Genomic DNA, 14,994 nt, shown 5'->3' with positions numbered 1-14,994 from the left:
TAGTGTTCGACATTTATTCAACTAACAATGCGGCCATTGCCTAGCGTCTTCGATGTTGCCTTCGTAAGTTCCAACTGTTTGGCGGTGCTCATCCGGAGCGTTACAATCTTTTGAGAAGCGCCAATCCAATTGTGCCTGACGTAAATCCATCACGCCCCCTTCCGCGTCCGCCGGAAGCTCCAGAAGAACGCCGCCACATAGGCCGCGATCACGACGAGCGTTCCGGCGAATGTCACCACCTGAAGCTGCCCGCCGCAGACGCCCAGCGGGTCGACCCCGGCCCAGCCGTAGACCCAGAGCGTCATCACGGCGAGCCGCGCGCCCAGTTGCAGGACGACCAGCGACACCACGATGATGGCGAGGATCACCCATGCGTTCGCCTCGCGCATCCGGCCCGTGGCGCGGCCCACGAACCATGCCGCCACCGCGACCGCGATGGCCAGAACCAGCGTCAGGCCGACGGCATATCCGCAATCCATCATCATCGCGACTTCGCCTCCACATACCGCCGCTTCGCTTCCTCGGTCAGCCCGAACTCGCGCACCATCTTCTCGATGGCGACCTCGTCCGACTTGTCGGCATAGCGGAATTCACTGTCGGCGTAGCGGTTGATCTCCTGAATGACCATCTCGATGGTGATGGGCCGGCGCAGTTCCTCGATCATTCCCTTCTTCTCGCCGTAGGACTTGAAGAGGAACAGGTCCGGCTCCTCCATCCACTCGTCGGGCAGTTCAAAGTCCATCGCGCGGACTTTGACGGCATCGGTGATGTTCTTGATCGCGCGACCCGTGAAACGATGATCGGCCTCCTGAATCCCCTTCAGATAGGTGCCCAGCTTGGCGATCGTGTCGAGTTTGCCGATATCCTTGGCGACCCGTTCATAGACCCGAAGCAGCCCGTCCTCATGCGGTTTCGAATGGCTCTCGAAACTCGCCGCGACCGCTTTCTTGATCTCCTGCGCGGCATAGAGGTCATGGCTGCCCAGCGGAATGTCATGGTTCTTGCCCATGAGCAGCGCGAGGATGTCGATGTAATCCTCCCGCGTCTGCGGCCCATCGACGAGGAACCGGGCGCCCGCCCGCTGGCGCAGCGCGTCGTCCACGTTCTCCGGGTAGTTACTGAACATCCCGAAGGTGCAGTTCCCGCGCACGACCGTATTCGCGCCCGCGAAGCTTTCCATGAGCACCGCGGTGATTTCCAACTGCCCCGCACTCGACTGCCGGTCGCCGCGCTTGCCGGCAAGCTGGTCGATGTCGTCGATGGTGCCGAAGCCGATGACGTTCGGGTCGATCACGTTGTTGATGAAGGCCTTGGCGTTCTGCGCCGACTTGCCCTGATAGCTGTCGATGCTTTCGGTGGACAGGTTTTGATAGCGGAAGGGATACCCCGCCACCTCGCAATACCCGTGAATGAGGCCAGCCATCATCTGAATGAGCGTGGTCTTCCCCGTGCCCGGCGCGCCGTCCCCCATGAAGGTGAAGATGAACCCGCCGAGATCGGCGAAGGGGTTCAGCTTGCGGTCGAAATCATAGGCCATCAGCATCTTCGACAGCTTCATCGCCTGATACTTGGCGATGTGGTTGCCGACCACCTGATGCGGCTTCTTGAACTGCATGGTCAGGGTCGAGCCACGTGCCTTGCGGCTGGCCGCGAAGCCCGAAATCGTGAAATCGTCCGCTTCGATCCGGTAGTTGGCGCCCTTGAACGGCTCCAGCCGCGGCGCGGTCTGGGCGCGCAGAGACACCTTTTCCATTAGCGCCTCGGCAAAGGCGGTGACGGTGGCCACAAGGCGCGGCTCGTCGGCGGCATGGGACGCGATCTCCTGATCCAGTTCCCAAAGCGCGCCGTGCAGGGCGAGAAGCGCATTGTCCGTCAGCACCTCTTCGACGCTGCCGACCTCGACCGACACTTCGCCTGCGTGGGAGGCGAGCAGGAACGACGTCGCGTTGGCGAAAACGCCCAAAACAGCCAGCGCCTCACCCGCCAGCAACTCCGCGAACTCTACCGATTTTTCGCGCGGAAGGGCCCCGCCAAGGTTCGCCTTCTTCAACTCGGCCAGCCCCGTCTGCTGCGCATAACCCTCACCGACGGCAAGCGCGATGGCGATGGCCCGGCGCAGCGAAAACAGCACCGACGCCTCGACCGGGGACACGAGCGGGTCGTCGCCCCCGACGGCCTCGACCCGCTGGGCCAGATGCACCCCGTCGGGCTTCGCGGTCGAGCGCGTCACAAGCCCCGGCGTGGTCGAGCGGAACCGCCGCGTGCGCGTCACGCCCGGCGAACGCTCCACCGGCGCCTCGGCCCGCGCCTTGCCGATCCTTGGGGCATGTTCGAAACCCTCGAGCATTGCCGCCGCCGCCTCGTAATGCGCGCGGATCTCCTCCTCCGAGAGCTCCATCTGGTCAGCGGGCAGCGACATTCCTTATCCTCTTCTTCGTTTCAAAAAACCTCGGGGGGTCCGGGGGGCAGCGCCCCCCGGCGGGTCGGACAGGGCGCAGCCCGGTCCGAAACCGATCAAGAATAACTCAAAACCTGCCCTCCCGGGCTTACGACGAATTTGCGCACGTCCCGAAACCCCGGCGGGTTCTTTTCGGCCAGCACCTGAAACGGGCGTTGCGGCAGGATCACCGCGCGGGTCATGCGGGTGGCGCCGGTGTCGGCGCCGCGCCCGGAAAAGGGGTCAAGCGCAAAGATCTGCCGCTCCACGCTGCCGAACCAGCCGGATTTCTCGCGCTCCACCCGCTCGCTTTCCAACTCCTCGACGGTCCAGGCCAGTGCCCAATCCTCGCCCTCCGGGGCACGCGCCTCTTCCAGCACCTGACGCAGCGGGCCGGTCTGGCGCGTATAGGCATGGGAATACATCGGGCCGATGTGGATGCGGCGCAGGCGCTTGGGGTGCAGGTCGTCGAAATCGCGGTCGAACCCGCTCGCGATCGTCACGAGCTTCAGGCCGCCGACGGATTGCGCCATGAGGTGTTGCTGGGCCTGCGGCCAGCGGGTCTCGTCCTTTGGCAGGGCGGTGCGCCCCGTGTCCTCGCATTCCATAAGATAGATGGTGGGAAGATTCAGGCCGCTGTCGTAGACCGCCCAGTGCAAAAGGTAGCGCCTGCGCGGCTCCCGCCCGTCCGACAGGTTTCCCATCCAGAGCGAATCCGGGTCCATCTGCGGCCAGAACAGGTCACCCTTGGCCAGTTCCTCGTAGTAAAGCCGCTGGCTCATCGCGAATTGCAGCTTGGTCGGGATCGTCTGGCGCCCGACGATCTCTTCGATCATTTCGTCCTTGAGCTTCGCCGTGGACGGCATGTTCTTCAGGTGCTTCATCGCCTGCGCCGCGTCCGCCGACATCTGAAGCAGTTCGGCATGGATCGGGAAGCCGCTTTCCTCGCGGTCGAAGGTCAGCTTGCCGGGCGCCATGCCCTGCACCCGGCCCGACATGTGATACTTGTTGGCAAGCGCCCGGAAGGTGAAGCTGAGGTTCACGATGTAGCGGGCGATGACCGAAACCTCGTCGCGGCTCAGGCTGCCCTCGGCCTCCATCTGCGCGGCGACCCGGCCCAGATGCGTCGTGATGGATTGCCATTTCGAGAAATAGCGCCGCGTGACACTCGTATCTTCGAGGTCCGTGTGGTCGTGGGTCAGGGCGTCTGTCTCAGGCATGATCGCCCTTGGTCTTTTCCCAGCGGCCAAGTCCGAACAGGCGCATCAGCCCGACCGTCAGCGCGCCGACGATTGCGCCCATGACGATCTTGCCGCCAAGGCTTTCCAGCGGCCCCGCGTCCTTGGTCACGATGGCAAGCCCGGTGCTGATCCCAAGGACCAGCGCCACGACCGCCACCCATTTGACCACCCGCAGGATCATGTTCAGGCCCCGTAAAGGTTCTTGTCGTGTTTCTCGACGATCTCGGCGAACCGGCGGGCGAAGCGTTCGTCCGCCTTGGCCTTGGCTTCCAGCACGTCACGCGCGAACACCATGTGTTCCTCGTGCGCTTCCATCATGTCGGCCATCTTCTGGTTCGTCGCCGTCCCGATCGAGGCCATGGCGGCCTGCGCCTCCTGATCGGTCTTGACCCCGATCTCGTTGATCCGGTGCGCCACGTCCTGTTGCTGGGCGGTCTTCAGCGACTTCGACAGGGCATCGTAGAGCACGACGCGCTGCTTGGTGTCCGTTTGCAGCTTGTTGATGAGCACCATCTGCGTCGCGGCCTGATTTTGCAGGGAGTCGACCCAGGTCTTGCCCTTCTCGATATAGCGTTCCAGCGTCTGCGAGCGGGCCAGTTTCACCTGCTCCTGCTGCACCATCTCGTTGTATTTAGCGTTCAGGTCGGCCAGTTCGCTTTCGAGTTTGGTCCGCGCGGCGGCGTCCTGTTCCATCGAAATCTTCTGCTCGAGCTCGATGATCTTCGGGTCCAGCGCCTGAATGTCGGCCTTGAGCGTTTCAAGCTCGCCCACCACCATTTCGCGCTCGTCCAGCGTTTCGGTCAGGTTCACTTCGACGCGCGTCTTTTGCTCGTTCAGCATGTCGAGCTGGCTTTGCAGAAGCTGCACGATCACGTCGGATTTCGAGATGAGGTCTTGAAGCTTGTCGTCGATGGACGCCGTGCGCATCCGCTCCTGCCGCAGACTTTCCGACCGGTGTTTCGAGAAGACGCCGACGAAACTTTCCCAGCCCGTCTTGGACCGCATCTCGTCGAAGTCCTTCGAGAACCCGGCGGTCACGTCGTCCAGCCCCATGATGAGCTCGGCGATATTCGCGTTCATCACCTGCGTATGGGCATGCACGTCGTCCAGCGTCGCGTTCTCGATGTCGATGGAGATGTCCGCGCCCGTGTTCAACTTGTCGCGGGCGGTTTCGATCCGGCTGGTCAGCTCGGCGATCTTCGATTGCGCCTCCTGCACCTGGGCCTGGCTTTCCTTGATCTGCGCATCGAGATTTCCGGCCATGACATCCTCAAAGTTAATGGGCGTAACATTATCTGATATGGTGAGCCTACCGCGAATGTGAAGAGGGCGTCACCCCGCAAATCGGGGGCGTGGGCAAAATTAGCGGCAGGGCCGTTTGCGATTGCCCCCCGCCGCCGGCCCGCCTAGCTTTGCGCCATGACCGAGACCCAATCCCCCGTCATTCGTGAAGTCGAAGCCCGGCGCGATGCGCTTGTCGCCCTGTGTCAGGATCTGATCCGTATCCCCACGTTGAACCCGCCGGGACGTGATTACCTGGAAATCTGCGAGATGCTGGGCGGGCGGTTGCGCGGCGCAGGCTGGCAGGTCGAACTGATCCGGGCCGAGGGAACGCCGGGCGACAGCGACACATGGCCCCGATGGAACATGGTGGCCCGCTACGAAGGCGCGCGGCCCGGCGACTGCGTCCACTTCAACTCGCATCACGACGTGGTCGAGGTCGGGCATGGCTGGACCGTGCCGCCCTTCGACGGCGTGGTGAAGGACGGGCGCGTCTATGGGCGCGGCGCCTGCGATATGAAGGGCGGGTTGGCCGCCAGCGTGATCGCCGCTGAAGCGTTCATTGCGGCCAATCCTGATTTCGCGGGCGCGGTCGAAATTTCCGCGACGGCGGACGAGGAAACGGGCGGCTACGGCGGCGTCGCATACCTTGCCGAACGCGGATACTTCGACCCCGAGCGCGTGCAGCACGTCATCATCCCCGAGCCTTTGAACAAGGATCGTATCTGTCTGGGCCATCGTGGCGTCTGGTGGGCCGAGATCGAGACCCACGGGCGCATCGCCCACGGGTCGATGCCGTTTCTGGGCGACAGCGCGATCCGGCACATGGGCGCGGTGCTGGAAGAGATCGAGGCGACGCTTTATCCGCTCCTCGCCTCCAAGCACACGGCGATGCCGGTGGTGCCCGAGGGCGCCCGGCAATCGACGTTGAACATCAACTCGATCCACGGGGGCGAACGCGAGCCGGAAGACGGCTACACCGGCCTGCCCGCACCCTGCGTGGCCGACCGCTGCCGCATCGTGATCGACCGCCGCTTCCTGATCGAAGAGGACATCGACGAGGTGAAAGCCGAGGTCCGTTCGCTGCTGGAGAAGGTCAAAGCCGACCGTCCCGGCTTCGACTACGAGGTGCGCGAACTGTTCGAAGTGATCCCGTCCATGACCGATGAAGATGCGCCGGTCGTGCGCTCGACTGCGGCGGCGATCGAAAAGGTTCTGGGAAAGCGGCCCGATTACGTGGTCAGCCCCGGCACCTATGACCAGAAGCACATCGACCGGATCGGGCGGCTGAAGAACTGCATCGCCTATGGCCCGGGTATCCTCGACCTGGCGCACCAGCCGGACGAATGGGTGGGGATCGACGACATGGTGGACAGCGCGGGCGTCATGGCGCTGGTGCTGGAAGAACTGCTGACCTGATGTCGCGCCAGCACGCTGGCACGACCCGGTTTGGGGGGAGGCCAGCCTCCCCCCAAACCCCCCTCCGAGGTATTTTAGGACCGAAGAAGAAGCGGGCTTGGCTTCAGGGTGTAAGCAGGTTCAGGACCGTGAAGATCAGGCCGGAGAGCAGCGCGGCGGCGGGAACGGTGATGATCCAGGCCGCGACGATGGTCATGAAATGCGAGCGGCGGACCAGCTTGCGGCGGCGGCGTTCTTCGGGCGGTAGACGGCGCTCGACGCCGCGGCGCTGCGCGTTCTGGCGATAGCGGCGTTCGGCGTGCCATTCGCGGAAAAAGCCGACGCCGAAAACGCCGCCGACCGCGATATGGGTCGAGGACACCGGCAGGCCGAGCCACGAGGCGACGATCACGGTGATGGCGGCGGACAGCGCCACGCAATAGGCGCGCATCGGGTTCAGCTTGGTGATCTGGCTGCCGACCATGCGGATGAGCTTGGGGCCGAACAGGACCAGACCGAAGGAAATGCCGAATGCGCCGATCACCATGACCCATGTCGGAATCGAAACCTTGCCCGCGAATTCGCCCACCTGCTCGGCATGGACGATGGCCGCAAGCGGGCCCACCGCGTTCGCCACGTCGTTCGCACCGTGCGCGAAGGACAGGAGGGCCGCGGAAATCACCAGAGGTAGGCCGAACAGAACCTTGAGCGACTTGTTGCGGTTCTCCAGCCCCTCGGATTTGCGCCGGATATAGGGGCGCGAGATCAGGGTGGTGACCACGGCGGTGACGAGGCCGATCAAAAGCGCCATGGGCAGGTCGATCGCCACGATCCGCTTCAGCCCCTTGACCGCGAGATAGGTCGCGAAGGCCCCGGCCATGATGCCGATCAGCACCGGCACCCAGCGGCGCGCGGCGGCGATCTTGTCGTCGACGTAGATGATGTTGGCCTTGATGAAGGCGAGGAAGGCGGCGGCAACCGCCCCGCCCAGAACCGGCGAAATGACCCAGCTTGCGGCAATGGCGCCCATCGACGGCCAGTTCACCGCCGAGAACCCGGCTGCGGCGATGCCTGCACCCATGACCCCGCCGACGACCGAATGGGTGGTCGAGACCGGCGCGCCGACCCATGTTGCGAGGTTCACCCAGAGCGCGGACGAGATCAGCGCGGCCATCATCGCCCAGACGAAAATGCGCAGATCGGCCATCGAGGACGGGTCGACGATACCTTTGGAAATGGTCGAAACCACGTCGCCGCCTGCCAGAAGCGCGCCCGCGCTTTCGCAGATCGCCGCGATCAGGATCGCGCCACCCATGGTCAGCGCATTGGCCCCGACGGCGGGGCCCATGTTGTTGGCGACATCGTTGGCGCCGATGTTCAGCGCCATGTAGGCCCCGAACCCGGCGGCGACGATGACGATCAGGCTGCCGGGCTGGAACCCGAAGAACAGCGCGGCACCCAGCCCCGCGACCACGATGAAGGCGAGCGAAACGCCCAGACCGACCATCGGCCGCGACACGTATTGCGTGCCGCGCTCGAGGGTCGCGATGCGGTCGAGGTCTCTGTCCAGCGTTTTCCACTGGTTACCGCTCTTTTCGGTCATCCGTGCCCCGTTACCTGTCTGTTACACGCCTGTCACAATCGCGCTGCGCGTACCGCACGGAACGGCGAATTGCAACGAAAGCGGTCAGAAACGACGCAGGATATCCTTGAGCCCGTCTTCTTCGACAAGCTCGGCGGCTTCGTCCACGGGTAGCCAGCGACGCTCGCGCTCGCCCGCTTCGGGATAATCGTCGGACAGGTCGGCCACTTCCACCGGATAGACGACGGTGTCGCAGGGCGTCGGAAGGCCCTCGTCCCGGTCCTTGATGTAGTCGAACGTGCCCAGCGACGTCTCACCCACCGCCTTCGCTTCGACCCCGGCTTCTTCCCATGCTTCCATGCGCGCGGCTTCGGCGGCACTCATGCCGTCCATCGGCCAGCCTTTGGGCAGAATCCAGCGGCCCGTGCCGCGCGATGTGATGAGAAGCACGTCCTTGCCGCCATCGGTCTTGCGGTAGCAGAGCGCCGCGACCTGGAACTTGTTGGGGCGCTTGATGAGAGGTTTGAACACCTCGTCCCACGCCTTTGAAAAAAGGGTTGTCATCCGAAACCGCCTGTATCGTTTATTTTTACTTGGTGATCCAAACTAGCTGTAAACGCTCCAAAAATCAACTTTGTTCGCGATATGTGCCGAGAACGTGAGCCCTTATGTCCCGCGTGGCTTCGCGCGCAGCGTCGGCGCGGCGTCCGCGGGGTTCTCGGGCCAGGGGTGTTTGGGGTAGCGCCCGCGCATGTCCTTGCGGACATCGGCATAGGTGTTGGCCCAGAACGCGGGCAGGTCGGTCGTGGTCTGAACCGGGCGGCCAGCGGGCGACAAGAGCGTGATGCGCAGGGGCGTTCGTCCGACGGTGGGGTGGTCGGTCACGCCGAACATCTCCTGCAAGCGCACTTCGATTTCTGGGGCCTCGCCGGCATAGTCGATGGGCACCTTGCGTGCCATCGGCGTGGTGAAATGCGAAGGCGCCGCGCGGTCGAGGCGCTGCATCTGGTCCCATGACAGCGTGGCGCGCAACGCGTCGAGCATGTCGAAAGCCTTCCAGTCGCCCGTGCTTCGAACGCCCGAAATGTGCGGCAGCAGCCAGTCTTCCAACGACGCCATCAGCCTGTCGTCGGACAGGTCCGGCAGGTCCGGGTCGCTCGCGCGCACCAGTGCCACGCGGGCGCGGAAACGTTCGGCGGCGGGGGAGGGGGAGAGGCCCAGCTGGCGAACACCGTCGAGCATGGCGCGCGCCACCAGCTCCAGGTCCGCATCGGACCAGACCCGGTCGCTCAGGGCGATGGCGCCGAACCTCTCCTGCTCCCGCGCGATCACGCGGCCCTCGCGTCGGGACCATTCGCAGACCTGCTGCCATGCGATGCGTTCGCCGTGGATCGCCCGCAATTCGGCTTCGCTGATCGCGATGGCCTGACGAATGCGGGCCTCGCGCGGATTGCCGTCGGTGTCGGTCACGACGATCAGCCGCGTGCCGGCCAGCGGGTCGGCCTCGTCCATCACCGCGCCTTTTCCACCCGAAAGCACATAGCGCGGATCGGTGCCTTTCCGGCGCAGCCCGACGCGGTCGGGATAGGCGAGCGCGGCCATTTCCGCCGGGCTCATCTTCTGCTCATGGTCGGTGAGCCGGGACAGGCGTTTCGCTTCGGCCCGGATGCGCTCGACCGCTCCGCGATTGGCATTGTGTCGTCCCGGATCGCGCAACGCGGCAAGCCGCAGCGCAAGGTCGCAAGATGCGCCACGGGGCAGGGGGTCACGGTCGGCCAGAAGCGCGGCGAGGTCGGCGGCGCCCCGTCCGGCGATGGTCAGCATATGTCCGAGGCGGGGATGAAGCGGCAGCCGCGCCAGAGCCTTGCCGTGGTCCGTTATGTGCCCGCCGTGCAGCGCCCCAAGGTCGGTGAGAAGCGCGCGCGCCTCGTCCAGAACGCCGGGATTGGGCGGGGTCAGAAAAGCCAGTCCCTCACCATCGCCCGCGCCCCACAGGGCGAGTTCCAGCGCCAGCGGGGCGAGGTCCGCGACCTCGATCTCGGGCGGGGCGAAGGCAGGCAGCGCGCCCTCTTCGCCCTTGGTCCACATCCGGTAACAGGTGCCCTCCGCCACCCGGCCCGCGCGGCCCCGGCGTTGTTCGGCCTCGGCCTTGGATACCCGCTCGGTCACTAGCCGTGACATGCCGGAACCGGGATCGAACCGCGCTCGTCGCGCGCGGCCCGCATCGACCACGACGCGCACGTCTTCGATGGTGAGGGAGGTTTCGGCGATCGCCGTGGCGAGCACCACTTTGCGCCCCTCGCGTGCTGGGCGGATCGCGGCGCGCTGGGCCTTCATCTCCATCGCCCCGAACAGCATGTGGACATGGCAGTCCGGCGGCAGCGACAGGGCCGACGCGACGCGGCGGATCTCGCCCTCGCCGGGAAGAAAGACGAGCAGCCCGCCCTCGGTCTCGGACACGGCCTTTTCGACCAGCCCGGCCACGGAGGTTTCGAACCGCACCTCCTTGCGGAGCGGCGCGTCGAGCCACCGGGTTTCGACCGGAAACGCACGCCCCTGCGAAAGCAACACCGGAGCGCCATCCAGCAGGTCGGCCACGGGGTCGGCGTCCAGCGTGGCGGACATGACGATCAGCACGAGGTCCTCGCGCAGCGCCCCGCGCGCTTCCCATGCCAGTGCAAGGCCGAGATCGGCATTCAGCGAGCGTTCGTGGAATTCGTCGAAGATCAACGCGCCGATCCCGGTCAATCCGGGGTCCGATTGCAGCATTCGTGTCAGAATACCCTCGGTCACGACCTCGATGCGGGTGGCCTTGCCGACCTTGGCCTCGCCCCGGATGCGATAGCCGACGGTGTCGCCCACCGCCTCGCCCAGCGTTTCGGCCATTCGTTCGGCAGCCGCCCGCGCCGCAAGGCGACGCGGTTCCAGCATGACGATCCGGCCCGGGATTGCGTCCAGCAGGGCAAGCGGCACCCGTGTCGTCTTGCCCGCGCCGGGCGGGGCCATGAGCACGGCGCGGCCCTCTGCCCGGATGGCCGACAGGAGGTCGGGGATCACGTCGTCGATGGGTAACGGTGTCATGGCTCGCTTATCGGCGAGGTGCCGGGGCGGGGCAAGTCAGCGAGGCGTGATGGTCACGTCGCCATAGACGGTCTGGGTCCGCACCTCGGTCAGCACATAGGCGTCCCCTCGCGCGGTATAGGTCAAACGCAAATCGTGGCGGCGCTTTTCGAGTTCCTCGGCGGAATAGCCCGCGACCCGCGTCATCGACCCGGTGCAGGTGATCGTGCTGGCGGTGCGGGCCACCTCGACCAGCGACAGGTCGTTGGTCCGCTCGCCGTCGAACAGCCTGCGGTCAAGCGCGCACCCGGCCTCACGCGGGCGGGGGGAGAGGGCATAGACCATCGCGGTGTTCGGGTCCCACCGCCTGTCGCCGCTCGGAAAGGTGATCGCCGCGTTCGACACACGTTGCCCGGTGTCCATCCGTTCGCCGTAGCTGCGCGGGATCGGTAGGTGCCCGGACAGAAGCCCGCGCGACTGCATGATGAACTGAACCTTCTTCACGACGCCGGCCACGCCGGACGTGTGAAACTGCGACCGGAAATCGAAGCGGTCGGCGTCGCGGCTGTGGTCTACCGTCAGGGTGCCGATCGTGATCCCCCGCAGTTTGATCTGGAACTGGTCGGCTGCCGCGGCGGGCAGCGGTCCTGCGACAAGGGCGGCGAGGGCCAAAGCTCTCCAGTCCATGGCGTAGGCTCCTGAAATAGGTTTCGGCAATGGGCAGTCGGAAACGTGTGGTCATAATGAGGGGGCAGGCCCATCTGGCAACCCCTGATCTTGCCCGGCTGGACATCGGCGGACGGGCGTTGCAAGACGGTCCAAACCGGAGGGCTTGGATGGACATCGACGATCTGGCGAAGCGGGTGATGGCTAGCGAACGGCGCGCGATGAGCCGCGCGATCACGCTTGTCGAAAGCGGCCGGGCCGATCACCGGGCGCAGGCCGTCGAGTTGATCGAGGCGCTGAAAACCTCCGGCAACACGGCCTTGCGCATCGGTCTGTCCGGCACGCCGGGCGTCGGCAAATCCACCTTCATCGAAGCCTTCGGGATGTTCCTACTAGATCGCGGGCTCAAGGTCGCCGTGCTTGCGGTCGACCCGTCCTCGACCCGGTCGGGCGGCTCCATTCTGGGCGACAAGACCCGGATGGAGCAGCTGTCGCGGCAAAAGGATGCCTTCATCCGGCCGTCGCCTTCGCAAAGCCATCTGGGCGGCGTGGCGCGGCGCACGCGTGAGGCGATCGCGATCTGCGAGGCGGCGGGTTTCGATGTCGTGCTGGTCGAGACGGTGGGCGTCGGCCAGTCCGAGACGATGGTCGCCGAGATGACCGACCTGTTCCTTCTGCTGCTCGCCCCGGCGGGCGGCGACGAGTTGCAGGGGGTCAAACGCGGGATCATGGAGATCGCCGACATCATCCTCGTCAACAAGGCCGACGGTGAGTTGAAATCGACGGCGACCCGGACCTGTGCCGACTATGCGGGCGCCTTGAAGCTCCTGCGCAAGCGGCCGCAGGACCCGGAAGGGTTTCCCAAGGCGATGACCGTCTCCGCCTATACGCAGGACGGTCTGCCGGCCGCGTGGGAGGCGATGGAGGCCCTGTCGGACTGGCGCAAGGAAGCCGGTCATTTCGACGCCCGCCGCGCCGAACAGGCCCGGCACTGGTTTCTCGAAGACCTGCGGGCCGGTCTGTTGGCGCAACTCGATCGCGACCCCGAGGTGAAGGCGATGGTTCAGCGTTTGGGACAGGACGTGGCCGAAGGCGCGATTTCCGCGACCGCCGCCGCCGATGAGGTGCTCGCCGCGATGCGCGGCTGACCCGAAAAAGGTCGCGCCTGCGGCGCGGCATGGCAAGCGCGACCCCGCCTGCGGCAGGGTCGCGCGGATGGGGGAGGCCAGCCTCCCCGTCGCGCTGAAGCGCGACTCCCCTCCGAGGTATTTTCGGACCAGAGAAGAGCGATCCTGCAGTGCTTGGTCAGACAGGGGTGACAAAATGCGGTCGGCAGGCTAAGACCGTGCCATCCCATGACGGAGGTCAAGATGCCAACAGACAGGTTCCACGTTCACGCCTAACGGCCCGAACCTGTCGGGCTGTGCGCAGCCCATTCGCATTTTTGCCAGCACAATTCAGACATTGCTGGTCCGTTTTCAGACCAAGAGTCCCCGTCATGTTTCGTTTTTTCGAGAATCTCGTGAACCCCTTCGCCCCGTTCCGCGAAGACACGCCGCCCGGCCACTACTGGCCCTACATCAAGTCGCAACTCGGTAACTTCCGTCGCATCCTGCCGTTCATGGCGCTGACCGGGATGTTCGTCGCGATCACCGAGACGGCGATCATCGCCTATTCGGGCCGGGTCGTGGACCTGCTCGACACCGGGCAGGCCGGGTTCTGGGCCGCGCACGGGTGGGAACTCGCGCTCGCCGCGCTGTTCATCTTGTTGCTGCGTCCGCTCGTAATCGGCCTCAACTCGCTGTTTCTTGAAAACGTGCTGGTGTCCAACATGCAGGATCAGGTGCGTTGGCGGGCGCACAAGCACCTGCTCGGCCAGTCCATGAGTTTCTTCCAGAACGACTTCGCCGGGCGGTTGTCGAACCGCGTGATGCAGCTCGGCCCGGCGGTCGAGGACAGCGTGTTCATGGCGTTCGAGGCGCTCTGGTTCTCGGCCACATACGTGGTCGCGGCGGCGTTCATCGTGAGCCAGATGGACCCGGTCCTCGCCATTCCGCTGGTGCTCTGGGTCGTCGGGTTCGTCTGGTACACCCTGTTCATCTCACAACGCGTGGGTGCGGCAAGCGAGAAGTGGTCGGATGCCCGAAGCCTCGTCACCGGGCGGATCGTGGACGCCTATGCCAATGTCGAGACGGTGAAACTGTTCGGTCAGGGCAATGCCGAGGAGGTTTATGTCGGCTCCGCCATGCGCCGCCACCGGGCACGGCTGCAACGCTTCCTGAGGCTCATGACCGAAATGGCGGTGGGGCAGAACCTGCTGAACGGGCTGCTCATCGCCGGAATGCTCGGTCCCGCCGTGTGGCTTTGGTCCATCGGGCGGGTCACGGTCGGCGACGTGGCCGCGGCTTCCGCGTTGACGCTGCGCCTCAATGGCATGTCCGGCTGGCTCATGTGGGTGGCGATCCGGATGTTCGAACATGCGGGCGTGATCCGCGAGGGGCTGCGCTCGATCTCGGTCGATCACGCCGTGGTGGATGCGCCGGGCGCGCCCGCCCTCGTGGTGCATAAGGGGGCGATCCGTTTCGACGACCTGTCGCATCACTACGGCAAGGGGCAGGGCGGGCTGGATCACGTTACGCTCGACATTCCCGCCGGGCAGAAGGTGGGGCTTGTTGGCCGGTCGGGCGCGGGCAAATCCTCGCTCGTGAACCTGCTTTTACGGTTTCGCGATGCCGAGGGCGGGCGCATCCTGATCGACGGTCAGGACGTAAGCCAAGTGACGCAGGACAGCCTGCGCCGGTCCATTGGGATGGTGACGCAGGACTCGTCGCTTTTGCATCGGTCGGTCCGGGCCAACATCCTTTACGGCCGGCCCGATGCGACCGAGGCGCAGATGGTCGAAGCCGCCCGGCGGGCCGAGGCGCATGAGTTCATCGGCGCACTGGCCGACCCCAAGGGACGCACCGGCTACAACGCGCAGGTGGGCGAGCGCGGCGTGAAGCTGTCCGGCGGACAACGCCAGCGGATCGCCATCGCGCGGGTCATGCTGAAGGACGCGCCCATTCTCGTGCTGGACGAGGCGACGAGCGCCTTGGACAGCGAGGTCGAGGCCGCCATACAGGAAACGCTCTACGGGATGATGGAGGGCAAGACGGTGATCGCCATCGCGCACCGGCTGTCGACCATCGCGGCGATGGACCGGATCGTGGTGATGGACGAAGGGCGGATCGCCGAGGACGGGACGCATGAGGAACTGCTCGCGCTGGGCGGCACCTATGCCGGTCTCTGGGCGCGCCAGTCGGGCGGCTTCCTCGGCGGATAACGCGGGG

General features: G+C 65.3%; 12 protein-coding genes. 3 read left to right on the top strand and 9 right to left on the bottom strand.

Translation table 11 applies throughout. The annotated features are described in order from the left end of the window. Positions 1-149 precede the first annotated feature (149 nt). From FCT00_RS03005 to FCT00_RS02985, 5 genes are all read right to left on the bottom strand, one after another. The gene (locus tag FCT00_RS03005) at positions 150-485 is read right to left on the bottom strand and encodes a hypothetical protein (protein ID WP_138421785.1); all 336 of its coding nucleotides are present in this window, start codon (positions 483-485) and stop codon (positions 150-152) included. Next, positions 482-2,419 (bottom strand): AAA family ATPase, encoded by a 1,938-nt coding sequence (locus FCT00_RS03000; RefSeq protein ID WP_138421784.1) that lies wholly within the window; start codon positions 2,417-2,419, stop codon positions 482-484. The genes FCT00_RS03005 and FCT00_RS03000 overlap by 4 nt, the downstream gene beginning before the upstream one ends. A gap of 95 nt (positions 2,420-2,514) precedes the next feature. After that, complete coding sequence (locus FCT00_RS02995) at positions 2,515-3,657, bottom strand: hypothetical protein (protein ID WP_008334108.1); 1,143 nt, start codon at positions 3,655-3,657, stop codon at positions 2,515-2,517. Continuing rightward, a complete protein-coding gene (locus FCT00_RS02990) occupies positions 3,650-3,859 on the bottom strand; it encodes a hypothetical protein (protein WP_138421783.1) in 210 nt (69 codons plus the stop codon). The genes FCT00_RS02995 and FCT00_RS02990 overlap by 8 nt, the downstream gene beginning before the upstream one ends. Before the next feature lie 2 nt (positions 3,860-3,861). Continuing rightward, the gene (locus tag FCT00_RS02985) at positions 3,862-4,941 is read right to left on the bottom strand and encodes a coiled-coil domain-containing protein (RefSeq protein ID WP_138421782.1); all 1,080 of its coding nucleotides are present in this window, start codon (positions 4,939-4,941) and stop codon (positions 3,862-3,864) included. 156 nt (positions 4,942-5,097) lie between these two features. Here FCT00_RS02985 and FCT00_RS02980 point away from each other — a divergent pair, with 156 nt between their 5' ends. After that, on the top strand, positions 5,098-6,378 hold the full coding sequence (locus FCT00_RS02980; RefSeq protein WP_138421781.1) for an acetylornithine deacetylase/succinyl-diaminopimelate desuccinylase family protein: 1,281 nt from the start codon (positions 5,098-5,100) through the stop codon (positions 6,376-6,378). Positions 6,379-6,481: 103 nt separating this feature from the next. On the opposite strand, the gene FCT00_RS02975 is transcribed toward FCT00_RS02980, so the two are convergent. From FCT00_RS02975 to FCT00_RS02960, 4 genes are all read right to left on the bottom strand, one after another. Further along, entirely contained in the window at positions 6,482-7,960 is a 1,479-nt protein-coding gene (locus tag FCT00_RS02975) for an inorganic phosphate transporter (protein ID WP_138421780.1), read from the bottom strand. An 84-nt stretch (positions 7,961-8,044) separates the two neighbouring features. Beyond that, a complete protein-coding gene (locus FCT00_RS02970; RefSeq protein ID WP_138421779.1) occupies positions 8,045-8,503 on the bottom strand; it encodes an NUDIX hydrolase in 459 nt (152 codons plus the stop codon). Positions 8,504-8,605: 102 nt separating this feature from the next. Then, complete coding sequence (gene hrpB, locus FCT00_RS02965; RefSeq protein ID WP_138421778.1) at positions 8,606-11,020, bottom strand: ATP-dependent helicase HrpB; 2,415 nt, start codon at positions 11,018-11,020, stop codon at positions 8,606-8,608. Between the two features lie 36 nt (positions 11,021-11,056). Further along, positions 11,057-11,686 (bottom strand): DUF3108 domain-containing protein, encoded by a 630-nt coding sequence (locus FCT00_RS02960; RefSeq protein WP_083783417.1) that lies wholly within the window; start codon positions 11,684-11,686, stop codon positions 11,057-11,059. 149 nt (positions 11,687-11,835) lie between these two features. Between FCT00_RS02960 and meaB the strand changes: the two genes are divergently transcribed. Together meaB and FCT00_RS02950 are read left to right on the top strand one after the other, a co-directional pair. After that, the gene (gene meaB / locus FCT00_RS02955; RefSeq protein ID WP_138421777.1) at positions 11,836-12,813 is read left to right on the top strand and encodes a methylmalonyl Co-A mutase-associated GTPase MeaB; all 978 of its coding nucleotides are present in this window, start codon (positions 11,836-11,838) and stop codon (positions 12,811-12,813) included. A gap of 350 nt (positions 12,814-13,163) precedes the next feature. After that, entirely contained in the window at positions 13,164-14,987 is a 1,824-nt protein-coding gene (locus FCT00_RS02950; protein WP_138421776.1) for an ABC transporter ATP-binding protein, read from the top strand. Positions 14,988-14,994 lie beyond the last annotated feature (7 nt).

It is taken from the genome of Maritimibacter alexandrii, from assembly GCF_005871115.1.
Classification (GTDB): Bacteria; Pseudomonadota; Alphaproteobacteria; order Rhodobacterales; family Rhodobacteraceae; genus Maritimibacter; species Maritimibacter alkaliphilus.
The sequence above is the reverse complement of the archived record's forward strand: the minus strand, read 5'-3'. Positions and strand labels throughout refer to the sequence as shown.